30 protein-coding genes are annotated in these 26881 nt (G+C 45.6%); 3 read left to right on the top strand and 27 right to left on the bottom strand.

Annotated features, from left to right (window positions below):
* Positions 1-21: 21 nt before the first annotated feature.
* From K8U60_RS00170 to K8U60_RS00185, 4 genes are all read right to left on the bottom strand, one after another.
* The gene (locus K8U60_RS00170) at positions 22-2847 is read right to left on the bottom strand and encodes a 2-oxoglutarate dehydrogenase E1 component (protein WP_223632440.1); all 2826 of its coding nucleotides are present in this window, start codon (positions 2845-2847) and stop codon (positions 22-24) included.
* Between the two features lie 246 nt (positions 2848-3093).
* Positions 3094-4740 carry a diguanylate cyclase domain-containing protein gene (locus K8U60_RS00175; RefSeq protein ID WP_223632443.1) on the bottom strand — a complete coding sequence of 549 codons (1647 nt, stop codon included), beginning with the start codon at positions 4738-4740 and terminating at the stop codon, positions 3094-3096.
* An 18-nt stretch (positions 4741-4758) separates the two neighbouring features.
* Positions 4759-5712 carry a diaminopimelate epimerase gene (dapF, locus tag K8U60_RS00180; protein WP_223632446.1) on the bottom strand — a complete coding sequence of 318 codons (954 nt, stop codon included), beginning with the start codon at positions 5710-5712 and terminating at the stop codon, positions 4759-4761.
* Positions 5713-5742: 30 nt separating this feature from the next.
* Positions 5743-6819: an undecaprenyldiphospho-muramoylpentapeptide beta-N-acetylglucosaminyltransferase gene (locus K8U60_RS00185; RefSeq protein ID WP_223632448.1), complete on the bottom strand. Its 1077-nt coding sequence runs from the start codon at positions 6817-6819 to the stop codon at positions 5743-5745.
* Between the two features lie 252 nt (positions 6820-7071).
* Between K8U60_RS00185 and K8U60_RS00190 the strand changes: the two genes are divergently transcribed.
* The gene (locus tag K8U60_RS00190; RefSeq protein WP_223632450.1) at positions 7072-8448 is read left to right on the top strand and encodes an MATE family efflux transporter; all 1377 of its coding nucleotides are present in this window, start codon (positions 7072-7074) and stop codon (positions 8446-8448) included.
* 451 nt (positions 8449-8899) lie between these two features.
* On the opposite strand, the gene K8U60_RS00195 is transcribed toward K8U60_RS00190, so the two are convergent.
* The 16 genes from K8U60_RS00195 to K8U60_RS00270 all read right to left on the bottom strand — a co-directional run bounded on the left by K8U60_RS00195 (position 8900) and on the right by K8U60_RS00270 (position 20685).
* Positions 8900-9139 carry a hypothetical protein gene (locus tag K8U60_RS00195; RefSeq protein ID WP_223632454.1) on the bottom strand — a complete coding sequence of 80 codons (240 nt, stop codon included), beginning with the start codon at positions 9137-9139 and terminating at the stop codon, positions 8900-8902.
* Entirely contained in the window at positions 9136-10017 is an 882-nt protein-coding gene (locus tag K8U60_RS00200) for a CobW family GTP-binding protein (protein ID WP_223632458.1), read from the bottom strand. The genes K8U60_RS00195 and K8U60_RS00200 overlap by 4 nt, the downstream gene beginning before the upstream one ends.
* Positions 10018-10075: 58 nt before the next feature.
* Positions 10076-11599, bottom strand: coding sequence for a lmo1851 family serine protease (locus tag K8U60_RS00205; RefSeq protein WP_223632461.1), 1524 nt, complete (start codon positions 11597-11599; stop codon positions 10076-10078).
* Positions 11600-11707: 108 nt separating this feature from the next.
* Positions 11708-12412, bottom strand: coding sequence for a purine-nucleoside phosphorylase (gene deoD, locus K8U60_RS00210; RefSeq protein ID WP_223632464.1), 705 nt, complete (start codon positions 12410-12412; stop codon positions 11708-11710).
* Between the two features lie 69 nt (positions 12413-12481).
* The gene (locus K8U60_RS00215; protein ID WP_223632467.1) at positions 12482-12697 is read right to left on the bottom strand and encodes a YozE family protein; all 216 of its coding nucleotides are present in this window, start codon (positions 12695-12697) and stop codon (positions 12482-12484) included.
* Positions 12698-12756: 59 nt separating this feature from the next.
* Entirely contained in the window at positions 12757-13182 is a 426-nt protein-coding gene (gene msrB, locus K8U60_RS00220) for a peptide-methionine (R)-S-oxide reductase MsrB (RefSeq protein ID WP_223632471.1), read from the bottom strand.
* Positions 13179-13709 (bottom strand): peptide-methionine (S)-S-oxide reductase MsrA, encoded by a 531-nt coding sequence (msrA, locus tag K8U60_RS00225; protein WP_223632474.1) that lies wholly within the window; start codon positions 13707-13709, stop codon positions 13179-13181. The genes msrB and msrA overlap by 4 nt, the downstream gene beginning before the upstream one ends.
* Positions 13710-13725: 16 nt before the next feature.
* On the bottom strand, positions 13726-14301 hold the full coding sequence (locus K8U60_RS00230) for a YpmS family protein (protein ID WP_223632477.1): 576 nt from the start codon (positions 14299-14301) through the stop codon (positions 13726-13728).
* Between the two features lie 12 nt (positions 14302-14313).
* Positions 14314-15114, bottom strand: a complete 801-nt coding sequence (locus K8U60_RS00235; protein ID WP_223632480.1) for a GDSL-type esterase/lipase family protein — start codon at positions 15112-15114, stop codon at positions 14314-14316.
* A gap of 39 nt (positions 15115-15153) precedes the next feature.
* Positions 15154-15993 (bottom strand): DegV family protein, encoded by an 840-nt coding sequence (locus K8U60_RS00240; protein ID WP_223632482.1) that lies wholly within the window; start codon positions 15991-15993, stop codon positions 15154-15156.
* 88 nt (positions 15994-16081) lie between these two features.
* A complete protein-coding gene (locus tag K8U60_RS00245) occupies positions 16082-16822 on the bottom strand; it encodes a lysophospholipid acyltransferase family protein (RefSeq protein WP_223632485.1) in 741 nt (246 codons plus the stop codon).
* A 3-nt stretch (positions 16823-16825) separates the two neighbouring features.
* Positions 16826-17311, bottom strand: coding sequence for a dihydrofolate reductase (locus K8U60_RS00250; protein WP_223632487.1), 486 nt, complete (start codon positions 17309-17311; stop codon positions 16826-16828).
* Positions 17312-17387: 76 nt separating this feature from the next.
* Positions 17388-18332, bottom strand: a complete 945-nt coding sequence (locus K8U60_RS00255) for a thymidylate synthase (protein WP_263298517.1) — start codon at positions 18330-18332, stop codon at positions 17388-17390.
* 270 nt (positions 18333-18602) lie between these two features.
* Positions 18603-19196 carry a YpjP family protein gene (locus tag K8U60_RS00260; protein ID WP_223632489.1) on the bottom strand — a complete coding sequence of 198 codons (594 nt, stop codon included), beginning with the start codon at positions 19194-19196 and terminating at the stop codon, positions 18603-18605.
* Between the two features lie 272 nt (positions 19197-19468).
* Entirely contained in the window at positions 19469-20251 is a 783-nt protein-coding gene (locus K8U60_RS00265) for a class I SAM-dependent methyltransferase (protein ID WP_223632491.1), read from the bottom strand.
* Positions 20248-20685, bottom strand: coding sequence for a BrxA/BrxB family bacilliredoxin (locus K8U60_RS00270; RefSeq protein ID WP_223632493.1), 438 nt, complete (start codon positions 20683-20685; stop codon positions 20248-20250). The genes K8U60_RS00265 and K8U60_RS00270 overlap by 4 nt, the downstream gene beginning before the upstream one ends.
* Positions 20686-20945: 260 nt before the next feature.
* Between K8U60_RS00270 and K8U60_RS00275 the strand changes: the two genes are divergently transcribed.
* Both K8U60_RS00275 and K8U60_RS00280 read left to right on the top strand, forming a co-directional pair.
* Positions 20946-21179, top strand: coding sequence for a hypothetical protein (locus K8U60_RS00275; RefSeq protein WP_223632495.1), 234 nt, complete (start codon positions 20946-20948; stop codon positions 21177-21179).
* Positions 21180-21307: 128 nt separating this feature from the next.
* Entirely contained in the window at positions 21308-21544 is a 237-nt protein-coding gene (locus tag K8U60_RS00280; protein WP_223632497.1) for a hypothetical protein, read from the top strand.
* A gap of 79 nt (positions 21545-21623) precedes the next feature.
* Here the strand turns inward: K8U60_RS00280 and K8U60_RS00285 are convergent, their stop codons facing one another.
* The 7 genes from K8U60_RS00285 to K8U60_RS00315 all read right to left on the bottom strand — a co-directional run bounded on the left by K8U60_RS00285 (position 21624) and on the right by K8U60_RS00315 (position 26832).
* On the bottom strand, positions 21624-21866 hold the full coding sequence (locus K8U60_RS00285; protein WP_223632499.1) for a hypothetical protein: 243 nt from the start codon (positions 21864-21866) through the stop codon (positions 21624-21626).
* 113 nt (positions 21867-21979) lie between these two features.
* Positions 21980-22186 (bottom strand): hypothetical protein, encoded by a 207-nt coding sequence (locus tag K8U60_RS00290; RefSeq protein WP_223632503.1) that lies wholly within the window; start codon positions 22184-22186, stop codon positions 21980-21982.
* A 240-nt stretch (positions 22187-22426) separates the two neighbouring features.
* Entirely contained in the window at positions 22427-22681 is a 255-nt protein-coding gene (locus tag K8U60_RS00295) for a hypothetical protein (protein ID WP_223632507.1), read from the bottom strand.
* Positions 22682-22713: 32 nt separating this feature from the next.
* On the bottom strand, positions 22714-23016 hold the full coding sequence (locus K8U60_RS00300; RefSeq protein WP_223632515.1) for a hypothetical protein: 303 nt from the start codon (positions 23014-23016) through the stop codon (positions 22714-22716).
* Between the two features lie 149 nt (positions 23017-23165).
* Positions 23166-24296 (bottom strand): conserved virulence factor C family protein, encoded by a 1131-nt coding sequence (locus K8U60_RS00305; RefSeq protein ID WP_223632518.1) that lies wholly within the window; start codon positions 24294-24296, stop codon positions 23166-23168.
* A gap of 26 nt (positions 24297-24322) precedes the next feature.
* Positions 24323-26200 (bottom strand): ABC-F family ATP-binding cassette domain-containing protein, encoded by a 1878-nt coding sequence (locus K8U60_RS00310; RefSeq protein ID WP_223632520.1) that lies wholly within the window; start codon positions 26198-26200, stop codon positions 24323-24325.
* Positions 26197-26832, bottom strand: a complete 636-nt coding sequence (locus K8U60_RS00315) for an HD domain-containing protein (protein WP_223632523.1) — start codon at positions 26830-26832, stop codon at positions 26197-26199. Before K8U60_RS00315 ends, K8U60_RS00310 begins: the two co-directional genes overlap by 4 nt.
* Positions 26833-26881 lie beyond the last annotated feature (49 nt).

Here is a 26881-nt window from a genome sequence, read left to right on the forward strand (position 1 = left end):
AAATTCCTCCTTAGATTATCCTTACAATTTAGCTAATGCTTCGTCAATTATACGCGCTTGTTCCACTTTATGTGCTTCTCCATCGCCTTCTGCAGGACTTTGGCGTTGGGTGCGTCCGAAGTACTTCACTTCTTTGCCATCTGCAAGTTCACGCAAGTACGGATCTGCAAAAGTCCATGACCCCATGTTCTGAGGTTCTTCCTGTACCCAAGCCAACTCTTTGACGTTTGGATAACGGTCGACTATGGCTTTGATCTTCTCAGCCGGGAAAGGATACAACTGCTCTACGCGGACAATATGCGCCCACTCATAGCCTTTGCCATCTTTCACTCGTTCTGCCAAGTCGATCGCCATTTTGCCGCTAGCAAAAAGTACACGTTTCACTTTTTTCGCTTCTTTGCCCATATTCGGCTGTTCAATGACAGTTTCGAATTGGCCTTCAGCCAAATCAGCTACATCTGCGCCGACCAACGGATGGCGCAGCAATGATTTAGGAGAAACGATGATCAATGGGCGAATTGCCTCTTCTCCAAGCATTTTAGCCTGGCGGCGTAAAATGTGGAAGTAGTTGGCTGCGCTGGAAAGGTTTGCAACTGTCCAGTTGTTTTCAGCAGCCATCTGCAGATGACGTTCCAGACGGGCACTCGAATGCTCAGGTCCCTGTCCTTCATAACCATGAGGCAACAGCATGACCAAGCCTGATTTTTGGCCCCACTTTGCGCGTCCCGCAGAAATGAACTGGTCAAACATCATTTGCGCCATATTGGCGAAATCGCCGTATTGCGCTTCCCAGATAACAAGCGCTTTATCATTTTCAACATTGTAGCCATACTCGAAGCCCAATACAGATGCTTCACTTAATGGGCTGTTATAGACGACGAACGACGCTTTGGCATCTGAAATGTGATGCAACGGCACCAGTTCATTTCCATTCTTTTCATCATGTAGGACAAGATGGCGATGTGCGAATGTTCCGCGCTGCGCATCTTGGCCAGTCAAGCGAATTGGATTGCCTTCCTGCAGGATTGAACCGAATGCCAGCGTTTCAGCATGTGCCCAATCAACCTTGCCTTTATCATTGAACGGATCTTCACGACGCTTCAGAATTCGGGCCAGTTTGCCGAAGGCAGAGAAATCACTTGGCCAAGACAATAGCTCTTCGTTCATCTTCGTCAGAACGTCTTTATCGACACCCGTCGCAACTTCAGGATAGCCGTTTAAGACAGCTTCCGGAATTTCAACTTTCGGGAAATCCGCCGCTTTATTTTCTTTGACTTTGTCATAAGCTTCCTGCATTTCTTTCTGAATATCAGAATCAAGTTTTTTAACATCATCTACTGATAGAACTTGTTCTGATGACAATTGTTTTCCGTAAAGTTCGCGGACAGTATCATGCTGATGGATGCCATGGTACATTGTCGGATTCGTCACTAATGGCTCATCCATTTCATTATGGCCATAACGGCGATAGCCGATCAGATCGATCAGTATATCTTTTCCGAATTTTTCACGGTATTCAAAAGCCAGGCGTGCGACTGCAACTACCGCTTCAGGATCATCAGCATTGACATGGATAACCGGCACTTCAAAGCCTTTTGCAGGATCTGAAGAATAATGTGTCGATCTTGAATCAAACTGTTCTGTTGTAAAGCCGATCAGGTTGTTGGCGATGATGTGGATTGATCCACCCGTCTGATAGCCTTTGACTCGGCTGAAGTTCAAGGTTTCGGTTACGATGCCCTGCCCCGGGAATGCCGCATCCCCGTGTACAAGAATCGCGTATGACTTTTTCGGATCCATTTTTGCCAGACCCGCTTGGTCGGTGAGTTCCTGAGCAGCACGTGTCTGTCCAGCAACGATCGGGCTGACGATTTCCAGGTGGGAAGGATTATAGGCAAGTTTTACACTTGTCCCATTTTCTGATTTATAAGCTGCGCCCATGTGATATTTAACATCACCAAACCAGCCTTTAGTGATTTGAAGCGAACCATCTTCTGGTAGGAAAGCATCGTCTCCTACATGCGCGAAGCCGGCAAACATCATCTCGTAAGGTTTGTTCAAAATATGTGTAAGCACATTTAAACGACCGCGATGCGCCATCCCGATCATGATATCTTGTGTTCCGGCAGACTCGGATAAGCGAACAAGTTCGTCCATTAGAACAACCAGTGAATCGACGCCTTCGATTGAAAACCGTTTTTGTCCAACAAATGTGCGGTGTACAAATTTCTCAAAGCCTTCTACGCGTGTCAACAGATCAAGAACTTGTTTCTTTTTGTCCGGATCCAATGTCGGTTTGACTGCACCAGCTTCGATTTTCTCCTGCAGCCAGCTGCGTTCCTGAGGCTGGATTACGTGTGAAAATTCAAAAGCGACTTTATCCGTATAAAGGGACTTCAAATAATTAATAGCTTCCAGGCCATTCGTTACATCGCTCGGTGCATTATTCAGAAGCAATGAAACAGGTACTTCCTTCAGATCCTGCTCGCTGAGGCCATTTGCAGGCTCAATACGGGAGCTGTCTTTTGGTTGGTCCTTCAACGGATAGATATCCGATGCCAGATGGCCATGAGCGCGAATCGCTTCCGCCAAATGAACAGCAGCCAGTACTTTTTCGAAATTGTTCGGTTCCACAGCTTTTTCGGTCGAAGCTTGTTGGCTTGTCGAAACTTGTTGGCTTGTGGAAGCTTCAACAGGAGGGCCGTATTGTTTGAAAAGTTCGACGTACTCTGGATCAAGCAATTCCGGTGATTCTTGATACAGATCATACATCTCCATTATGTATCCCAGGTTAGGGCCTGTAATGGAACTCCACGGGGATTTTGCATCTGGATAATTGCTAGACATTAAAAAAACCTCCAACTATTTGTTTGACGGCAGTCACTTTATTTGTTATATGTCTCGTCTATTTTATCACGCATCCCACTAGACATAAAGCAGAAGGCGTTTTGTTGATAAAAGTTTAAAATTCCCTATCAATCTTACTACTTCCCCGTTGAAAAACAAAGCCTTTTCGTGAAAATATTCACATAAGAAATTGTTAAGCGCTTTCATACTCTTCGCTTCTGCAATATGGCCTTATAAAGCCCTGTATTAAGGGAATGAATACATGTAGCAACTGCCTTTACCGTTGCTTTTCGCTAAATAAAGCGCAGCATCCGCTTTTTTGACCAAATCATCGAAATCATTTCCATGCACGGGATAAACCGAAATGCCTATTGATGAAGTCGGTGTAAAATGATGACCGCCGATTATCCAGCCGTCGGCAAGTGTTTGATTGATCCGGCTGATGACGCTTTCCACCTGCTCTTGACTTTCTTCAGGAGCAATGCCGCATAAGGCCACCAGGAATTCATCGCCGCCTACTCGAGCAATCATATCTTGCTTGCGCACACTTTTTTTGATTGCCTGGCCGAAATGATAGATGAACTCATCTCCGACATCATGGCCAAATTGATCATTGATTGATTTAAAATCGTCTCCGTCGATGAACAACAAAGCAATATGTTCATCTTTTGCTTCTGCCTGCTCTTTCATCTGCTGAAATTGCTGGACCATGAGACGACGGTTGGGCAAATTCGTCAAACTGTCATGGTAAGCCATGAAATGGAGCTGTTCTTCCATTTTTTTTCGTTCTGTGACATCGAATAGGATTGACAACACTTGATAAATTCGGCCATCCATATCCATTAAAGGAATAATAGTGGCATCCACCCAGAAAACTTCACCAATTTTCTTTAAACTTTTTATCTGGCCACGCCAAATGGAGCCTTTCCTAACGACAGCACGAATCTTTTCATATTCTTCAGTGGAAATGACCGCTTTCCCTATCTTGGAAATATTGATGCCGATGAGCTCTTCAGCTTTATAACCGGTCAATTGATTGAAATTGTCATTGACGAATTCAATGGTACCAGACAAACTCCAGATTGCGACAAGCGCTGCGTAATTAAGTGCATCCTTGTAGCTCTCCAGAATATTCTCTGTCTTTTTCAGCTCATTCTTCAACAGCAATTCACTGGTCAACTCCCTGAACACAACATGAAATGCACGGATAATGCCATTTTCATTGATGGGAGAATAGCTGACTGAAAACTTCGCGTCTGTGCCATCGAGCTTTCGTCGCTTCATAATCACAGAAGTGCTTCTAGTTTCAGGCGAGAATTTTTCCAGCAATGTTTTTCCTGCCCTGAACACTTCTTTTTGTTTATCGGGCAAATCCTTGTAATAGCGGTTCACCCATTCTTCTTTTACTACGCCGAACGTTTCTTCATAAGCTGGATTCAAATCGATGATCATGTATTCTGCAGAAATCATGATCATCGGATCCACTGAGTTTTGGACCAGCGACTCATAAAATAAATAATCTTCTTCAATCTTCTTTTGAGCTGCCACATTTTTTGTGATTGCCAGCACAAATTTCTGCCCTTCAAACTCAATCGGAGTCAATTCGGTTTCCATTGCTGTATCCAGGTCACTAAACAGGCTATAGTCGCGGTAGATGTGCCTCTCTCCTGCTTTCAATGCAATCTGATACTGCTTTTTGATTTCTCTGGTCAAATCCGGTGGCATGCTGTCTTCCAACGTGGTGCCACGCAGTTCTTTTTTGAATATAGCAAAACACACCGGATTGACGTAGACATAGTCAAAGGTGTCACCGTTTTGCTCCATAAAATAGACAGGGTCTTTCGAATTTCTGTAGAGGAGGTCCAACTGCTCCAGGGTAAATGGCATTGGCATCTAGTTCACCGCTTTCCATTAGACGAATTGTTTCGAAAGTATTGATATTTGCTCACTGAACTGCGCATAGCGTGCCTGCTCATCCAGTGGTTCAGAAGAGAGGATTCTGCTGCCGGTCCCATTCGGTGGCCAGTCGAATTTAGCAACTGACAGATAGGTCGCATTGCCGGTAAGCAAAAGTTGGATGTCGTCCCCTTCTTTGGAAACTGAACATTTCACCATGCCTCCTGGATTGTAGACCGAAACATCCCCATAAGGAACCAGTCCCGCCATGCAGCTGATCAATGCTGAAGCCGTCATTGCAGTTCCACACGCATTCGTGAATCCTACACCACGCTCATAGGTCCGGACAAATATGCCGTCTTCCACAGGCGTCACGTAACTGACGTTGACCCCATCAGAAAAATAATCATTGTCGCCATTGAAATACTGCGCCCATTTCTGCTGATGGCTTGTATCCTTCTGCAAGTCCGCCGGTACAATCCCGATCAGGTGTGGGTTAGGAACAGCGACCGCTGAAAACGGAATTTCTTCTGACACGAATGGCAAGGGTTTATGAACCCAATCCTCATGGCCCTCGTAGTTCATCGGCAAACTGCTGAGCGAAAATGAAACCGGGGATATTTCGACCGCATAGGTTTTGATCCCTTCATTTAACGTCTCTTCTTTTTTGACGCGCAGCGAAGCTCTCATGGTTTCAATCACCGCTTCCTGTACGCCGTCGCGTTCACATACATACCGGGCCACACAGCGAAGGCCATTTCCACACATGGATGCTTCTGAACCGTCATTATTGAATACCCGCATCTTCGCGTGTGCAACAGATGAAGGCAAAATCACTAGAATACCGTCAATGTCCTTATCCAATGCCGATAGTTGAATCGCCATCTCAGCAAAATCATTGCGTTCATCCGATTCCAGCATATAGAAGGTATTCATAGAGCCATGGACTTTTGTCAACGTTATTTCCATTCCGGTCACCTCTTTTAATATAGTTGGAAGTTATTTTGTATGGGCTGAGACCAATTTAGCCATTTCAGCAGCAGTAATCGGCGCTTCGGCTTGTGTCATAGTTTCGATCAACTGGCCTTTCCCGGCCTGCAAGCGGTCCATTTCTTCTACAAAGCGGTCTGCAGTCAATTCTTCCTCTTCAACCACATGCGCAAAGCCCTGTTTCTTGAAGAGATTCGCATTCAGTATCTGATCGCCCCGACTTTTTTGGATGGATAATGGGACAAGCAGCATCGGTTTTTTTAATGCTAAAAATTCGAATATGGAATTGGACCCTGCCCGTGAAACCACGAAATCCGTCATATGCAATAAATGCGGTAATTCGTGCGTAACGTATTCAAATTGCCGGTAATTCACATGGACATCCAGTTCCGGCATACTGTTGCCTTTGCCGCATAAATGGATGATATTAAACTGTTCCAGCAGCCGTTCCAGATTATTGCGAACAGCTGAGTTGATCATAGCCGAACCTTGGCTTCCACCCATCACCATCAGAACCGGCAATTCATTATCGAATGGACAGATTTCCTGCCCTTTTTCTGTCGAGCCTTCCAACAGCTCACTGCGGATAAGTGAACCTGTACATGTAGACTTCTCACTCGGCACATGTGCCAGTGTTTCTTTGAAGACGGTGAAGATGTGGTCTGCGAAAGGCAGCGCAATCTTGTTGGCCAATCCAGGCGTAACATCCGATTCATGGATGATGACCGGGACCGACATCATGCGTCCAGCCATTGCGACCGGAACAGATACGAACCCACCCTTCGAAAAAATCGCCACAGGCTTGGTTTTCCGGATGATACTCATCGCCTGCATCAATCCAGCACCTACACGGAACGGATCCGAAAAATTCTTTGTGGAAAAATAGCGTCTTAATTTCCCGCTTGAAATGGCGTGGTAAGGAACGGATGGAAACGATTCACGGATCAGTTCGTTTTCAATGCCGTCTTTGGAACCGATGTACTCTACATGGAATCCTAAATTCTTCAGTTCTGGAATCAATGCCTGATTTAAAGAGACGTGTCCTGCTGTTCCGCCTCCGGTCAATAAAATTGTTCTGTTTTCCATTGCTCGTCCTACTCTCATCTATTAATTTGGCATAGCCGGACCGCTTTAAGCACGCCTTTCTATGCTATACTGGATTCTATGTGTAAAATTGTTTTTATAATATCTTACCGCCGGCGTGCCATGGCTTTAACAAAGTAAGAAGACTGCTTTACTGTACCTGGCTTCTTGCTTGAACTCTGCCCAAAACAGCCGAAGCGATATGAAAAACTACAGTCAAATTGCAACTCAGATAATTTGCGGGAGGAAAGAAGTATGCACCAAACAAGAACCATGAAAGAAAAAATGCTGCTGTTGGTGAAAATTGTTTTCCCGATTCTTGTCACGCAAATAGCGATGTATATGGTGACATTTTTCGATATTTACATGACTGCCCGCTACGGAACAGAAGATTTGGCAGGCGTTTCGATCGGCTCGTCCTTTTGGGTGCCCGTCTACATCGGCCTTGCTGGTATTCTTATGTCCATCACTCCAATTGTAGCACAATTGATGGGAGCTAAGAAAAAAGAACAAGTAAAACAAGCCGTCCAGCAAGGGATTTATTTGGCGTTCCTGCTGTCTGCAATCGTCTTTGCTTTCTTCTACTTCGGCATCGATTATCTGCTGGCCTTCATGGACCTTGAACCGGTTGTCGCAGATGTCGCAAGCCGTTATATCTTTGCGATGTCGATCGGGTTGATTCCGTTATTCGTCTACAATGCCTTGCGCTCCTATATCGATGCACTCGGAGCCACTCGTGTGACAATGGTCATTTCACTGCTGTCGGCACCTATCAATATCTTCTTCAACTACCTGCTGATCTTCGGGAATTTCGGTTTCCCGGAACTTGGAGGCGCAGGAGCCGGTTTTGCCTCGGCCATCACATATTGGCTGATTCTTGCGATTGCCATCTGGATCATCCATACAAGAAGTCCGTTCAATTCCTACGGCATCTTCCGTAAATGGCCGAAGGTGTCGCTTGGCCACTGGGGCGAAATAAGCCGGATCGGGGTTCCCATCGGCATTTCGATTTTTGTGGAAACCAGTATTTTCTCTGCCGTGACGTTTTTGCTGGCAGTTTACGGCACCGTCACCATCGCAGCCCATCAAATTGCCCTGAATTTCGCATCCTTATTGTATATGCTGCCGCTCAGTATCTCTATGGGCGCGACAATTCTGGTCGGCTACGAGGTCGGTGCCAAACGTTTCCGGGATGCCAAATATTATAGCTGGCTGAGTGTCGGCACTGCTATCATCTTGAGTGCCCTGTCCGCCTGTATCCTGTTCTTCATGCGCAGTGAAATTGCGGCCTTGTATTCCTCAGACCCTGTGGTGGTCGAATTGGCCGTGCAGTTCCTGCTGTTTGCAGCTTTGTTTCAGCTCTCTGATGCGATTCAAGCGCCCGTTCAAGGAGCGTTACGCGGATACAAGGATGTGAACATCACCTTCATCATGGCCTTGATATCCTATTGGGTCATTGGCTTGCCTTGCGGATACCTGCTGGCAAATTTCACTGATTTCGGTGCCTTCGGCTATTGGATCGGTTTGATTGTCGGCTTGACGGCAGGAGCCGTCACCTTGTCTATCCGCTTGCTGTCGATCCAAAAAAAGATTTCCCGTCAAACCGCAGCAGTCCCGCGGAACGCGCAATAAAATCAGCTTGTTGAAAAAGTCTTCATACTACATTTCGCTCTAGGCGGACGCGTTCCACGGGCACGGCTTCTGCCGCTTCCCTCGCTCTGCTCAGTCCAGTGGCTCCAGCTCGTGTCGCTCTGTCGCTTTGCTCCGTCACTGCTCCCGTTGGAGTCGCCGCCTTCCGCTACATTCAAAGAAGAAAGAGTTCATAAAGTGGTTTAGAGAAGCGTCCGCTCGACTCCTGCGGGAAAGCGAGACGGCCGAGACCCCGCAGAGAGCAAAGCGAACGAGGAGGCTTGGACGCGAGCCCGCGGAAAGCGAGCGGTAAGCTTCGGAAAACCACGGCTTGTTAGAAGTTTCTTGACAGCCTGAATAAAATAGGGAACGATAAAAAGCAGGACACGAAAAATCAATGATTTTTCGTGTCCTGCTTTTAGTTATGCCGACTATTTCCCAATCGGTTTTCGATCTACTCAGCGGCTAGTTTTCGATACAAAGCGGCCAAACCGTCTTTTTCCGTCTGCGACAAATCTGATTGTTCAATCCGCGCCAGTGCCAACTCCAGTTTTTGCTGTCTGGATTTGCGGACGCGTGGATGGGTCAGTTCGTCATCCAATTCGATCAGCATGTATTTTTCAAGCTCTTGCTGAGTCGCAATCTTTTCCGCTGCCGCCCGTTGCGGCCAGAGTTTCCGATAAGCCTCAATCATGGAAGCTCGACTCCTTCCAAGCCTTCTCCGATTACGACAATCTGGTTCTGCATCTTGATGTATTCAGGAAGCCATTGCGCCATCCCATAGGCAAACTGGAAGGCATGCGGATATTTATCGCCTTCGAGCGGCACATAGCCTTTGATGCGGAATACCGTATCCGGGAGTGCGCGCAGCCACTCCTCAAACTTTTCCCGTTGCACTGGTGCTTCAAATTGCAGCACTTTGGCATTCAGGTTCAATTTTGAGATCGGGGCTTTCGCAACGTCTCCCGACTTTGAAGGCGTCAATTTATCCAACGCCGAAAATGGCACTTTGGCGTGCACGGTCTGAATGATCTGTGCTTTCGGATTCAGCGACTGGATTTCGTAAACCACCGTTCCCTGCTCGCCCTCTGTCAGCAAGTCCGATTTATTGGCCAGTATCAAATCGGCGTGGCGGATCTGCTCCAAAAACAACGAACGGATCTGCGGCGATAAGCTACCCCGGTCCATCCACCGTTTGCTGTCGGCTACCGTGACGATCCCTTTGAAATTCAAGCGGTCAGCAAATAAGGGAGAAAAGATGGCATCCAAGGCTTCTACCGGATGTGCGGCACCTGTTGTTTCAATCAGTAGGACGTCGAAGTCCTCTTCAGCCAGCAGGGTCTGGATCTGCGCTTCTGATTTCTCGGATCCCGAGCAGCAAATGCAGCCGTCAAGGATTTCCTTCAACGGCACGCCATCTTCTACTGAGTCGGAATCCATATTCATTTTACCGAGTTCGTTCATGAAGACGGCAGGCTTGAGGCCTTGTTCTTTCATTTGGCTGATCATGCCTTTCAGCAGCGTCGTTTTCCCGCTCCCCAAAAATCCACTGAACAAATATACATCCTTCATCGTCTCATCCTTTCAATCCCTGATTAAGAAAAGGCCCGCCTAAGCGGACCTTTAGAAATCACTCTTCAGTTTCTTCAGCTTCTTCTGATGCCGAAGCTGCGATTCCCGCTTCTTCCATCAGAAGTTTTTTAGCTTCCTGCAATTGCGGATCATCATTTTCGATTTTTTCACGCAATGCATCCATTACTGCAAATGTACTGTCTCCAGTCAAGATGCCTGTCGCTTCCAGGTCATTTTCCTCCTGGAAAGTTTCCACAGCTTCTGTCATCTGCTCTTCAAATACACCATCCACTTCTCCGACTTCGTAGCCAAGTGCCTCGAGCATCTGCTCCGCAGTCTTGACCTGGTCGGAAATGACGCCGTCTTTCAGCTCTACTGAAGTATCCAGTACCGGAAGAGACGCATACGCAGGGTATGCCACTTCCACATCCGGCGCGATTCCTTTTTCATGGATCCAATTGCCGTCAGGTGTCAGCCATTTAGCTGTCGTAAATTTCAAATTAGAGCCATCTTGAAGGTCATTGGCTGTTTGGACAGTCCCTTTGCCGAATGTCTTTTCACCGACTAATTTGATGTCTGCCGACTCGTTCATCGCTCCTGCCAATATCTCGGACGCTGAAGCACTGCCGCCATCGATCAGCATCGTAACAGGAACATCGATTTTCGTACCTGCTGTAGACATATAGATTTCCGGTTCTGCACCTTTTGCCTGAACTTCAAATAATGGTTTACCTTCTTCAATAAACAAGTCGGAAATATCAAGAGCCACATCCAGCAAGCCACCCGGATTTTGGCGCACATCCATGACGAGCGCTTCCATTCCTTCAGCTTCCATTTCCTCAATGGCATCAAGCAATTCCTGATAGGTATTTTCAGAGAAACTTGTCACTTGAATATGTGCGACTTTGTCTCCGACCATTTCCGCGTAAACGGTCTCGATCGGAATTTCATCCCGCACGATGGTAATATCGATCGGATCTGCATTTTCGCCACGCACGATGGTCAATGTAACTTCAGTCCCTTTTTCACCACGAATCAGCATAACCGCTTCAGTTGTTGTAAAGCCTTGGATGCTTTCTCCATCAACCGCTATAATCTGATCGTTCGGCAAGACACCCGCTTTTTCTGCAGGTGAATTCTTGATGGGCGAAACCACTGTTATAAACCCGCCGCGTTCCTGCACTTCTGCACCGATTCCCTGGAAACTTGAAGAAATCCCTTCCAGGAATTGAGATGCTTCTTCTTCATTCATGTAATCGGAATACGGATCTTCCAACGAGTCGACCATGCCGTTGATCGCTCCATTGACCAGAACATCTCTGTCGACATCCTTGAAATACTGATCCTGGATTTGGTCATATGCCGTATACAGCTTCTCGAATTCGCGGCGTTCCGGCGAATTGACTTCCACTGCTTTGTCGTCGCCGAACGTTAAGGCAAAAACGGTCAAACCTGCCGTTGCTATTATTAAAAGGAAGACAAGCATAATGAACGAGAATGTTTTCATCTTAATAGTGTGCGACGGCGATTCTTCTACTGGCGGAATCTGTTCATGCTCTTCCCCCGGATGTTTATCATCCATCTATTTCACCACTTTCATAATTGCCTTCAGAACTGGAGAGCATTAAAAGAAAAAGACTGTCAAGACAGTCTTTTTTTAAAACTTGAGAGGCTGCTTGCTCTTTTCTTTCTACTCTTGGATCGCTGCGTCCAACGCTACGACGATCATATCGTTGAACGTTGTTTGGCGCTCTTCGGAAGTCGTCACTTCACCAGTCAGCAAGTGATCGCTGACAGTTAAGATTGAAAGGGCTTGGCGGCCGAATTTCGCAGCCAATGTGTATAGGGCAGAAGATTCCATTTCAAGTGCCAGGACACCATACTGCGCCCATTTTTCGTGCTCTGCAAATTCGTTGTAGAAGACATCTTCAGTAAAGACGTTCCCAACACGTAAATTCAATCCTTTTTCAATACCGGCGTTGTACGCTTTCAGCAATAGATCGAAATCAGCTGTAGGAGCATAGTTGACACCTTTAAAAATGATCTCGTTCATTTTTGAATCAGTTGAAGCACTTTGTGCCAAGATGACGTCGCGAACCTTAACGTCTTTATGGATTGAACCACATGTTCCAACACGGATCAATTTTTTCACATCGTATTCCTGCATCAATTCTGTAACATAGATCGAAATTGAAGGTACACCCATTCCTGTTCCTTGAACAGAGATGCGTTTCCCTTTATATGTTCCGGTATATCCGAACATATTGCGGACTTCGTTGTACAAAGTCACATCTTCCAAGAAAGTTTCCGCTATGTATTTTGCACGAAGCGGATCTCCCGGCAGTAGAATTGTTTCGGCAATATCGCCTTTTTTCGCATTGATATGAACACTCATCTAAAAACCTCACTTTAATATAGTCGATTTAATCATACTGGTTTTTTTCCTTTAGTGCAATGACGAGCCTTATTCCCCTGTATATTCTTCCCACATGTCATCAAAGGTGGACGCTTTCATGACGGGATGCGCCTTTTCTTCGATGTATTTGGATAGCTTGTCGAAATCCGTGGCCGTTTTGGGAAATGAATGATCCAAGAACATCGCTTCCGCAAAGCGTGAATAATCGTCAGCTACGAGCTTCCCCCGGTATTTCAATGCAAATTGATAAAATGAACGTTCCATGAAGGTCTCCTTCCATAATTTAAGGCAAAAAAAACCCGGACAGTTGTCCGGGAAACCCGTTATTCAAACAATTTCTTGTATTCGGATAAGCCTTCCGCATCCAATTGATCTTTGGGCACAAAACGAAGTGCTGCGGAATTGATGCAGTAGCGCAGGCCGCCAAGAGAAGACGGTCCATCCGGGAAAAGATGTCCAAGATGGGAATCAGCCGTTTCAGAACGGACTTCTGTTCTTCTCATACCGTGGCTTGTATCCAAGTTCTCTTTTACTTCTGCGCCATCAATGGGCTTGGCAAAACTCGGCCAGCCGCAATGGGCGTCGAACTTATCCTTGGAGCTGAAAAGCGGTTTTCCAGAAACGATATCTACGTAGATGCCGTCTTCGAAATGCTGATCGTATTCCCCCTGGAAAGGCGGTTCAGTCCCGCTTTCCTGGGTTACATGATATTGCATCGGCGTTAACTTCGCTTTCAATTCTTCTTTCATGATTGTCCACCCCAATTCTTTTCGATAAACGCTGTCCGCCCGGAACCTACCGAGTAACGATTGTAATGGGCAGGGTTTTTCTTATAATAATCCTGATGATACGATTCTGCCGGATAAAACGGCTTTGCTTCCTTGATAGGCGTGGCTACAGGCTTTTCAAATCTGCCTGAATTGTCCAGTTCCTGCTTGGATTTTTCTGCTGCGATCCGTTGCTCGTCAGAATGATAGAAAATTGCTGTTCCGTAAGATTCGCCGCGATCAAAAAATTGGCCGCCTGCATCTGTCGGGTCGATTTGTGTCCAAAATACATCCAGTAATTTTTCATATGGAAAAATCTCCGGCTGGAAGGTAATTTGAACAGCTTCTACGTGGCCTGTGGCATTTGAACAAACCTGTTCATAGGTCGGATTTGGCAACTCACCGCCTGTATAGCCGCTCACCACTTCTTCGATGCCATCCAATGAATCGAAAGGCTTGACCATACACCAAAAACAGCCGCCTGCAAATGTTGCTTTTTCTGTCTTCATACGTCCACTCCGTTTCTTATGGTTCAATTGTCACCAGTAATCGGATATCGTCTTCTTGCAGGTTGAATGATGATGCACGAACGGAAATGCCATCATCCAATGGAATTTCCGTCAACTTGAGCAGCACTTCTTCGTCCGCAGGCATCACTTCCATAAACTCTGGAAGTTCAACCGAATCTCTAAGCAACTTTAACGCAGATTCGGGAGGAATATCCAGCATACCGACTTCTACCGACTTCTGTTCCAGCAATAAATTCCCATCTTCTTGAACGAGCGGTTCAAATTTCATCAAAATCGGCAGGGTCACTGAAAAAATAGTAAGCTCTGTCGACAAACTGACATCGTCATTAACCGACAATGCTAAAGGAATCGGCTGGTCTTTCATGGCATCCTGGATATAGGTATTGGCTATTCCTTCAAAATCAGCTTTTGTCGTATTGACCACTACCGTATTGCCGGTAGCAGGAGCATTTTTTAATGCCTGATAAGATGTGTAATCTTTTGGCGGAGTGGTCACATAAAGCACGACTCCCACCAATGCCAGGACATTAAATGCCAGCAGTATAAAGAAAGCGATACGCCATTTTTTCATTATGTCACCACCCTATTCTTGATAGCTCAATCCGCATTCTTCCATCCGTTCCAGGATGCGCTCAGTCATCAAGTCATACCCTTTGCTGTTCGGATGAAAAAAGTCGGAATGGTAAACCAAGTTTTTATTGCCGACAAACAAATCACTGACAGGCACAAAGCATGCCTGCGGATCCTGTTCTGCTCTTTCTTGCATCACATCATTATATGAGGCGATAATTTGATCGAACTCCTCGACTTCATCCGTAATGAGCGAGAAGGGATTATAGATGCCCATTACGATCATAGGGGCATTCGGGTTGATGTCCCGGATTGCCGTAAAAATCGTATCGAATCGATTTTCATAGAGAATCAGTTCATCAGCAAAAGCTTCCATATTCAACGAAAACAGATCCCGTTTGACGATCCGCATGACATCATTGCCACCGATTGTCATTGTCAGGTAATCCGCTTCCGCCACCGGACCTGTAAGTTCACCTTGCTGGAACATGGCCAGCAATTGATCGCTGCGGCGCCCGCGTTTGGCGGTATTTTCAACAGCGACCCCTTCAATTCCTTGCCAGGTCCGAATTTCGGCTGCAATCCGACCTGTATAGCCACCCAGATTTTCTGTATCGCCTACGCCTTGAGACAAGGAATCCCCAAGCGCTGTGAGAATCACTGCTTGAGGAATGAAATTAGGCGGAACCGTGTATGGATTGATGGCTGGTTCGCTTCTTGGTTCCGCTTCTTCATTTCCAAAGATAAACGTTGGACTGCACCCCGCTACTATACCCATGGACAAAAAGACAATAATAAACAGGATGCGTTTCAAATTTGTCTCCCCTTTTTCGAATGGGCCTTACCACTTCAGTTAATCCGTGTAGTACATAAAACCAATCGCTCCGATACCCGTGTGGGTGGAGATGACTGGAGTTGTAAAATCGAATTTAATATCCGTAAAACCCGTTTCCTTGATTTTTTCCCGCAACGGTTCAGCCATCGCCAAGCCATTGGCGTGGGCAATGCCGACACCTTTGACTATCTTCCCGGCTGTCCGCTCCATGAACTCTTTCATCAAGTAATCCACCACTTGCTTGTGGCTTCTGACTTTGGCAACTGGCGTATACTCTCCGTCATCCAATGAAGCGATCGGCTTAATCTTCATCAATGACCCCAATAATGCGCGGCCTTTTCCGATACGGCCGCCTTTCACCAAATTATCGAGCGTATCCACTACGACGAACAGCTTCGTATTCAGGCGGATCTGTTCAATGCGCTCCACGATTTCTTCCATTGATTTTCCGGCTTTCGCCATATCAGCAGCCTCAAACACCTGGAATGTCAGCGCATGGGAAATATAGCGTGAATCAATGACCGTAACATCCGAATCCGTCAGCTGAGCTGCGGTTTTTGCCGATTCGACAGTACCGCTCATTCCGCCGGTCATATGGATTGATAAAATCTGATCTCCATTTTCGCCTAGCTTGTCATAAAGTTCCTTGAATACCCCAGGAGCCGGCTGTGAGCTTTTTGGCATTTCATCGGAATTCTTCATCAATTCAAGAAAAGATTCAGGCTCCAGGTCAACCCGGTCCAGATAGGTTTTCCCGCCGATTTGAATCGTTAAGGGAACTACATGCAAGTCGTATTTTTCAATGACCTCCGGTTTTAGATCGGCGGTCGAATCCGTGACAATATGAATCTTGGACATGAAATCACTTCCTTCTTCTCTACTTAGTTTAAGGAATTACAGAACAGTAAACAACTGATAGGGTTGCTACCCGCTTCAAAACCCATCCTCAGTTAGTGGTTTTTGAGAGAGCGAGTGTCAAAACAGCTTCAGCAATTTGCGACCGGACCAATGTAATCGCTTCTTTCGAATCAAGCGTTCCGATCAATTCTGCAGAGATGGGATTCAAAATCTGGACCTTGACATCCGCTGGCAAGACCTTGTTGTTATTTTTTTCCATTATATCGGAAGTTCCATGAATCGCAATCGGCAGAATAGGTACACCTGCATCTTTTGCAATGCGCATGAACCCGGACTTGAATTCACCCAATCCTTGTCCTTTGCTTCTAGTCCCTTCAGGAAAAATCAAGATCGAATGGCCATCTTTCAATTTCCCGACTGTATCGGTGATGGACTTTAATGCGCTCCGACGATCGGTGCGATCCAAAAAGATGCAATTCATCTGTTCCATATACATGGAGATGATCGGCAGCTTTTTTACTTCTTTTTTGGAGATAAAGCCGAATGGTTTCGGGATTGTCGAAAGCAGGACCGGGATATCAAAATTCCCCTCATGATTACTGACAAAAAGGGCAGGTCCTTCAGGTAAATTTTCCAGTCCGGTGATCGAGACGGTGCTTTTCGTCCGCTCCATAATGCCGGATGCCCATTTTTGGGGCTCTATATGGATCAGTTGATCGTATTCCTGTATGCTCAGCTGAGGTTTCTGCTTCATGCACTTTTTCAGGTTCACTGCACTGAATGGCAAATAGCCAAAAAGAAACGAGAATGTCCGGATCGAATTAAACATGGTCTATTTCTTTTTGCGCCGTTCGTATACCAGATACGAAAAAGGCACTTCGTTTGAAATTTGCTGTTCCGACTCTGAAACGAGCTTCCATTCACGTCCATATTCCGGGAAGTAGGTGTCCCCTTCAAATGACTGATGTACTAGCGTGATGTACAAGCGGTCTGCATCGTCCAGCACCGAGTTGAAGATCTGCTCGCCGCCGATGATCATGACTTCTTCATGGACTTCTTTGGCTAATTTTACGGCATCCTGTATGTTATGGACGACATCGACACCTTCTGCCTCATAATCATCATTGCGAGTGACGACGATATTGCGGCGCTTCGGAAGCGGCCGGCCGATGGATTCATACGTGTTGCGCCCCATGACGATGCCTTTCCCAATGGTGTGTTCTTTAAAATAAGCTAAATCTGCTGGGATATGCCAAGGCAATTCGTTGCCTATGCCGATGACACGGTTTTGATCATGCGCTACCATCAATGAAATCATGCATTTTCCTCCTATACCGCTCTTCGGCGGATCCTGAGCTTTAATGATCAGGCTTTTTTGTTATTAAATAAATCCATTAAACTGCGACCGGAGCTTTGATCCGCGGATGCGGATCGTAGCCTTCAATTGTAATATCCGCCAGAGTCAAGTCAAAAATCGATTCGACGTCTTCGTTGATCTTTAAAGTCGGCAATGGTTTTGGCTCTCTTGCCATTTGCTCTTTAACCTGTTCCAGATGATTGGAATACAGATGGGTATCGCCTGTTGTGTGGACGAAATCGCCGACTTCCAACTTGCATTCCCGTGCAATAAGGTGTGTCAAAAGCGCATAGGATGCAATATTGAAAGGCACGCCTAAAAAGACATCTGCACTGCGCTGGTACAGCTGGCAGGACAGTTTGCCATCCGCTACATAGAATTGGAACATGATGTGGCATGGCGGCAAAGCCATGTCGTCGATGAATTCAGGGTTCCAGGCAGTAACCAGGTGACGGCGGGAATCCGGGTTGTTCTTGATCGACTCAATGACATTTTTCAATTGATCGATGGTTCCGCCTTGGGTTGTTGCCCAAGAGCGCCATTGTTTGCCGTAAACCGGCCCAAGGTCGCCGTACTTTTCAGCAAACTCCGGATTTTCGATGACTTTCCGTTGGAAGCCTTGCATTTCCATCTTATACAGTTCCTCAAATTCCGGATCTTTTTGCGCACGGCGGCCGAAATCAGTCATATCGGGACCTGCATACTCATCGCTTGTGACCCATTGGGCAAACGCCCATTCATCCCATATATGATTATTGTCCTGCAGCAAAGTCCGGACATTGGTGTCGCCTTTGATGAACCAGAGAAGTTCCGAGACGATCAAGCGAAACGCCGTTTTTTTAGTGGTCATCAGTGGAAACCCTTCAGTTAAATCGAATCGCATCTGGTGGCCGAAGACACTTAAGGTTCCTGTACCGGTCCGATCTTCCTTAGTCGCTCCATTATGTAAAATATGTTCGCATAAGTCTAAATATTGTTTCATGTATTTCGCCTCCATTATTAAGTTTAATCATAACAATACTGCTGGTGTTAATAAAGATTTTAAATTTAAATTAAACCTGAGAATCATTATTTCAGATGCCGCTTCGGTCGCTTTGGGCAAGGCTCACACAATAAGCCGGGAAGTACACCCGTCTTATCGCTCCGCCCAGCCCGCGGACGCGCCGGCGCTAAGAGATTGGTAAATTCAAAGCGAACTCATTTTTCTACTGTATAATTCGCCAAAACAAAAAACCGTCACATAGTGAGCGGTTTAGGAGAGCCATTTCGGCGGTGTATTTTTGGACCAGTAAATATCGCCCACGGTTATGTGCTTTTGGAAATCATCTTCGGCCAGATGGTAGTGGAAATTGAAGGAATAGCCAACTTGCGGCTTTTTCTCCGTTCTCACATGGAAGCGGATTTCGTCTTTATTGGTTTCAGTATCGTAGACATGGAAGATCTTTTCTGAGTAATCGCCGGACGGTTTCTCAGAAATGGCCAGTTTGCTTAATTTACCGGAATCAAGAGTTGCCAAATGAACGTCAATCGCCCGCTGGATGTTCGGCAGGATCATGGTCTGGAATTCATCCTGTATCACAGGACCGATCCGCGATCCGAACTTCAGGTAAGACTGCTCTTCGGCAGATTGGTGCACAGTGTCAAGTATGGATTCACCGGTAATGTAAAACTCGCTCGGATCGATCCAATCATACGTATATTGTTTGTTATCACTTTCTGCTGCATGTGATTTCGGTTGGCCTTTTTCGTCCAGAAGCGACTCCCAGATAAGATGGTTCGGAGAGATGGCGCCCAATGTTAAAACGGCAACTGCAATCACCAGCGACTTTTGCCACCAATTTTTCATCAACATCACCTTTTCATTTATGAACATTTTAGTAACACGCTTGCTTATTTATACGAATTTTATTGGTAAAGGTTTCATCTTCTTGAAATTCATTGTACAATAAAGTCATTAACAACGCCTTGTTTTTTTTGAAAAGGAGGAATTTTTCATGGATGCATCATTATTGATTGGACTGGGTCTTTTATTTATGCTCGTATATTTGACTTCACTTTCTTTTACAGACTAATAAGCAATAAAAAAACTTCCTGGATAACGGGAAGTTTTTTTATTGCTTATTTTTTGGTTTGGCAAGAGATCAAACCGTAATGGAATTTCGTATTCGGACGTACACGCCGGGTAAAACCGAAGCGTTCAAAATCCTGTGAGCGAAAATGCGCTTTCAGGACAATCGCCTTGCGCGCCACCCTTTTCGCTTCGTCCATCCATTGTTGTGTCAATTGACCCTGGTCAGCGGGACCTCTTAGTGGTGTAAAATTGGATGCTTCCGTAATTTCTTCTGTGAACATCGGATCCATGTAGATCACGTCAATCGAATTTGTTTCCAGTTTCTGCAAAAATGACACCGCATCGGAAGAAATCACTTTAATGCGTTTCATCGCCTCTTCCAAATGCGGCATGCCGCTATATTGCTGCAGGCCTTGCCCTACGACGTATGCGAGGACAGGATGGCTTTCACAGCCATACACCTGGCCCTGTTCACCAACGTGCTGGGAAGCCACAATCGAATCAGATGCCAACCCCAATGTGCAGTCCAGAAAAGAATCGCCGGGCTGTAGACTCGATACTTCGATCAAAGGGTCTTGTTCAAGCGGCCTTTTTGTCCGGAAAGCCGCTGAATTCGGATGAAAAAAGAACGGCTCGTTTTTACCCAGTGGATAAAACTCGAGCCGTTCCTTTAAACAGACTAGAAGATCCGCTCTTTCATCCATATGCAATCTTTCGATGGAGCGTTTATTGCGTGGAATCTGATCGAGCGAAAGATCTGCTGAAACGCGGCCGGCCTGTTCGAAGATGTACGAAGTTGGCCGGTACGCTGTGGTGATGACCGTTTTCACTGAGCAGCCACCTGTTCAAGGGCCTGTGCCAAATGGTCGCGGATCTGTTCCATCGGATAACCTTCAATGTGTTCGCGCGGAATAAAGTGAGCCAATTGGCCATCCTTCAATACGGCAATTGAGGGTGAAGACGGTGGTATCTCTTCAAAATAATTGCGCATCTGTGCAGTCGCTTCCTTATCCTGTCCAGCGAATACCGTCACCAGATGTTCCGGCTTAGCTTCCACTGTCTGCAGCGCTTCAATGACTGCCGGACGTGCCAAACCAGCTGCACAGCCGCAGACTGAATTAATGACTACAAGACTTGTGCCGTGAGCGCTGCTCATATGTTCGTTGACCTCTTCAGCCGTCAATAATTCCTTGAACCCCGCACCGGTCAATTCCTGGCGCATAGGTACAACTATGCCTTTCATGTATTCATCATATGCGTTCATGCTTTCGCCCCTTTTCCTAGTAAATATTTTGTTGCGTATCGAGAATCTTATCTCCTTTAGTGTAACCCAGATAACTCCTAATTTCATAGTGTACCGATCTATTTCTGAGAAACCTTAAAAATGATCGGAATGGAGATTCGGAAGTTGCTCTTGTCTTCTACATGATTTCCCTTACTATGTTATAGTAGGAATTGTATGATGTAATGGATTCTTTGAGACTTCACTTAGTCAATTTCCAATTATGGAAATGAGGAATTACCATGAAATTAGAAAGTATAACAGAAATACTGACTACCATACGCCAATACAATACTGCCATAATCATCCATACCTTTAGTAAAGATGGTATTTATTTGATTCGTGCAAGATGTATCCCATCAACTTCCACCATAGAACTTACTTTTCTCATAGAACAAAGAGTAGAGTTATTTGATTCTATTGCGGAAGCAGTGAAAATAGTAGAACTCCAAGTTAATTCACCCCACAATGCTTAACCCCTGATCTCTCAGGGGTTTTTTATGATTTTCTTGAAAATAGTGAAATATATTACTTTTCATGGAACTTGTCTCGGATGCACGTATAAATGAAAAGTTAAGCCTGACCCTGAAAGAGAGCTAACGTTATGAAGTTGAATCACATTAAGGATCTCCTATTAATCACCTGCCATTTCAACACTTCTTCAATCACACACACATTCGCTATTGAAGAAAGTGAAAATACGCTTAAAGTTAAGTGCATCAAGGACACATTCATCCTGGAGGTCACTTCCAGTGAAAGCCACAAAGTCGAATACTACACGTCGATCGATGAAGCGGCTGAAAGTCTTTTCAAGAAAATCTATTCTACTGACCTCCCTTAAAAGGAAGGTTTTTTTACTCACTGCATACTATGTGAATTCCAAGAAAAAAAGCATCCGGTTGGATGCTCTTTTAAACTCATTATTTGGTTGAGAAGCTGTTATACAGATTCTTAAGATATTTATCCGGATGGGGCATCGGATGATTTTTGCCTCTTTTGGTGTTTTTTTGGTAACTTTCAAAAGCCGCATTGATCAGCTCCCAATCTTCTGGGTAATCAATTTTAAAATTAGTCTTAAAAACATGCCAACTCATCTCTATACCATATTTTTTGATCATAGCTTCTATTTTTTTCTTTTTTGCGGGAAATACTGCACTGCCCATAATATCACTCTTTTCTCTTTTCAATATACAGTAAAATTGAAACTTTGAATATGGCTTACTTCACATCTTTTAACATACTACCCTACTACCCGGACAAATTAAAAAGCCGTCCCTCAGGACGACTTAAATAGTGAGATTTGAATGCCTTCAACGGATGGTGGGCGAAGAATGATGGAGCTTCCGACCTCTTCTACCGTGTAATCCTTTAAATATTCTTCTACATCTTGTGGATGTTCTGCCACTGCTTCTCTTATGAGTTCTTTGATGATCAACGAACTTCTTTTTTGATTCAATACTACCCCATTGACTGTAAGATTCACCTGAAACCCTCCTATGTATACATACAAGATAGCATAAATTTAATACCATTAAACGTATACAAGGACCTAATAATTTTTAATAAAAATGAATAATATTGATAAATTCGTATCTTTTGATGCATAAAGTGATTTTATAGTCCTATTTTTTCCTATATATCTGCCATTACCCACTCACAAAACACGATTTCCTGACAACGAAAAAACTACCCGAAATGGGTAGTTGGGGAACACTTCAGTTAGTCAACTTTCCTTTTCGAATGCCAGATTGTCAAATAACTCCGGCACCAGCCGATTAACTGCAAAGCTTTGCGTGAGTCCGCAGTGACCACATCCGGTGACCACTAATGGAAACTTGCCCGTTGTCGATTTCCCCAAAAACAGAAGTTCATCCACCATTACAGGGTCTTTGGTACCGCATGCTGCGCATGTTTTGCTGACGCCTTTGGCATTCAAAGTTTTTGCGATGACTTCCAACTGATCTTTCGTGAGCCTCATTTTCATCTACCTTCCTTTCTTTAAAGAATTACCTACCCCAGCTTGTCGTATTCTTGGTTGATGAAATCCAGCATTTTGCTGAAGATGTCGTATTCGAACCATTCATACGAAGTATCCTGATCGTATTTTCCATCGTCCTTTATCTCCAGATTATTGGAAGACAGCTGAACAATCTGCGTATCATCGATATCGTCTTCCTGCTCCTTTACTTTTTGTTCTTTAAATTGACTGCTTACTTTTTCAAAAAAAGCATCACGTTTTTGGCGGTCTTCAAATTCCCATGATTCGTACTTTCCACTGGATAAGATTTCTATTGAATAAACGCTGTTTTCCATCTGTATTCCTCCTAGTAAATTATGACTCCCTTTTTATCTCGGTTAGGAGCACTTTACCTCTTAATGGACCGAAGGAAACATTTTATTTGGAACAAGTTGACTTAATGACAGAAAAAGGCCGATGACTTTTCAGTCACCGGCCTTCAATTTTATTGGTCTTTCATCGCTTCGCGCGCTTCGGTCATTTGTTTCCAAACGGACCCTTTGGCGTCTTCACCCAGTTCGATGCGTGCGATCGCCATTTTAATCTGGAGCTTCACTTCAAACTCCGGATCCTCTTCTGCTTGCTTCAATGCAGGCAATGCTGCTTCTGTCCCTGTTTCATACAGGAACATCGCCGCTCTCCAGCGGACCAGCTTATTTTTATCCTTCAAGGTTTCCACCATAATCGGTTCGAATTCTTCAAAACCGAGGTCACTGATGGTATCCCCCGCTGTTCTGCGGACGGCCCAGCTCTTGTCTTTCATTGCACGTTCGACGTAAGGCACCACTGCTTTATCCTTGATGTCTCCAAGGAAAATAGCGGCTTGGCGGCGGATTGACATCTTTTCGTCATCTAACGCAAGAGACAGCAATGGAAGGTCGTCCACATCCGCTTCAATCATTTGATCGAGCAGCTGGAAACGGGTTTCCCAATCAGGCGCGTTGAATTCCTCTGCAGAAATCCTGCGGCCCCGTGGTGCTGCTTGTGCCTGCTCTGCATCTTCTTTCGTAGTCAGCGCGTCCAGGCGGTCCTGCGGATAAGCCGCTTCGATTTCTTCCACCATGCTTTTGCCGATTTCGCCTTTGTCACCGTAACGGACGCCGTAATCGGCCCATTTACGCTGCAGCAGGTAGTTTTCCTCTGTCGGGTCCATGACCAGTTTCATAGCAGTGACAAATCGCTCCGGCATGCCAAAACGTTCTTCAGAGCTGTTATCGAAGACTTTGACCTGCAAGGGTATGCCTTTGAATTCCTGAACATGTACATAGACTTCACCGAAATGCTCGTCCATTTCGATTTCATCGCTTGAATGTTCCCGGTCTTCGCCAAAGACATTGCGGACCTGTGCCAAGATCGTTTCCCAGTCAAACTTCGAGATGCGCTCGACTGCCAAAAAGTCAGCTACGTGGTAGACGCCTTTGACTCCGTCAATCGAAAGCAATTCTTGAAATTCTTTCGGTGCACCTGCCAGATTTTCCTTGTTGTAATTGTGGCTTTTGCCAAATGGCAACTCCTGATCGATGATCACTTTCATCGTGTTTGGACTTGGCGTCGGTTCAATGGTAATGATTTTCACAAAAAATCCCTCCTGCAATTAATAGATCATGCTTCCGCGATTTCCTGAAGATGGGTCCACCGCTCGATCAATGCATCATAATCAGCCGTCAGTGCATTTACTTCTTTTGTCAGCTTCTGCAGTTTATCGTAATCTGCACCAGCCAGAGCCATTTCCTCTTCGCGTGCTTCGATTTTCGCTTCCGCCTGTGCAATCTTCTCAAGAATGCCATCGTATTCCTGCTGTTCTTTATAGGTCATTTTCTTTTTCGGTTTCACCGGCTCAGGCACAATTGTTTCAACAAGCTCCTGTTCAGCCAGGGACACCGGATTGTTTTTCTCTTTGATGAACTCAGAGTATAAGCCTTGATATTCTTCAATTTTCCCGGTGCCTGTTGTCCATAATTTCCGCGCAATGCGGTCAAGGAAAAAGCGATCGTGGGAAATCGTAATGACGACGCCTGGGAAGTTTTCCAGGAAGTCCTCTAAAACCGAAAGTGTCTGGATGTCCAGATCGTTTGTCGGCTCATCCAGGAACAGGATGTTCGGCTGTTCCATCAATAGTTTCAAGAGATACAGGCGCTTGCGCTCGCCGCCCGACAGTTTGCCGATTTGCGTGCCATGGCCATTCGATGGAAACAGGAAGCGTTCAAGCATCTGCGTTGCAGACAGGCGAACTCCTTTTTCAGCTTCAAAATCACTGGATGTTTCCTGGATATATTCAATCATCCGCTGGGACTCATCCATTTCCGGCAAATGCTGTGTGAAGTGGGCGATTTTCACCGTACTGCCATATTCCATCTTACCGGTAGTCGGTTCCAGTTCGCCAGCCAACATCTTCATTAAGGTCGATTTGCCGGCGCCATTTGGCCCGACGATGCCGATGCGGTCTCCACCCTGCAATAGGAAGTCAAAACCACTGAAGATCTGCTTGTCGCCGAAAGCGACACCCATGTCCTTGCCTTCAATGATTTTCTTGCCAAGACGCTGGCTTTGCATCGACAGTTCCAAAGAAGTATTGTCGTTTTCTTTTTGGACATTTTCTTTAATTTCATCAAAACGCTGAATCCGCGCTTTTTGTTTGGTTGAACGCGCTTTTGCTCCGCGTCGAATCCATTTCAATTCTGAACGGAAGCGGTTTTCGAGTTTTTGCTGAGACGAGGCGTTCATTTCGTCGCGAATCGCTTTGTTTTCCAAATAGTCTCCGTAGTTCCCTTTATGGGTGTACATCGTCTGATCTGCAATCTCGAAGATATGTGTAGAAACGGCATCGAGGAAATAGCGGTCATGGGTAACAAAAAGCATGGCTGAACCCATGCGCAATAAAGTTTCCTGAAGCCATTCCGTTGAAACGGCGTCCAAATGGTTGGTCGGCTCGTCCAGAAGGATCAGGTCCGCTGGTTCGATCAATGCTTTAGCAAGGGCGACACGTTTGCGCTGGCCGCCCGAAAGCTCGCTGACCACTTGGTCGTACATGTCGATCCCCAGTTTGGATAAAGCTGTCTTGGCCAAGGCATTGATGTCCCAAGCATTCTCCTGCTCCATTTTTTCCTGGATATCCATTAACTCGTCCTGCAATTGAGTAGAACTTGAATCGACCATCATATTTTTCAAAGCATTCTCATAGGCGCGGTTTAAGACCAGTATCGGTGAATCACCCGAGAACACTGTTTCAAGAACTGTCAATGACTCATCGAATTCCGGCTCCTGCATCAAATACGTAATCCGGTATTTCTTCGGATGGTCCATAACGACCTTATCAGCATCCATTGTTCCTGCCAAAATGGACATCAAGGTCGATTTCCCTGTTCCGTTTACGCCGATCAATCCGGCGCGTTCTCCTGGATACAATGAAAATTCGACATCCTTGAATAATGTTTTGGCTCCAACTGTTTTTGTTAATTTCGTAATATTTAAGTGGCTCATTTATTCCCATCCGTTTCTGTTTGTAGTTGCTTTAAAAAGGATAGCATAAATTCATGGCGTTCTTCAGCCATCTGCTTACCAGTTTCCGTTGTCATTTGATCTTTCAGCAGCAAAAGCTTTTCATAGAAATGCGTAACGCTGCTTGTTTGTGCTTCCCGGTATTCCTGTTCCGTCATTGCTGTGCGTGCTTTTTCGTTCCAATCGTAGAGCTTCCGCCCTTTGGCTCCGCCATAGGCAAATGCCCGGGCGATGCCGATCGCTCCGATGGCATCCAAGCGGTCTGCATCCTGGACGATCTTCGCTTCAATGCTTGCTGCCGGCTTGCCGTTGCCGCCTTTGAAGGAAACCGAAGCAATGACGTCTTGGACCCTTTGCCTATGAATATCTGGCAGCTCCAGGCGATCCAGGATGTCCTGCTCCAAATCCTCTTCGGGTTTTTTGTATTTCGGGTCCGAAACATCGTGCAGCAGCACTGCGAGTTCGACAATGTACGCATCTGCCCGCTCCTGCTCCAATATGATTTCTGCATTTTTCAATACCCGCTCAACGTGCTGCCAATCATGGCTGGCATCGAACTGCTCATAGATTTTCTTCACTTCGTTACGGCATTGCTTGATTTTTTCCTGGTCCATGCTTCCGCTCCTATCGCCTGTTTCTTCTATTATAACCTGAAATGCCATC

The sequence above is a fragment of the Planococcus circulans genome (genome assembly GCF_020023385.1).
Taxonomy (GTDB): Bacteria; Bacillota; Bacilli; order Bacillales_A; family Planococcaceae; genus Planococcus.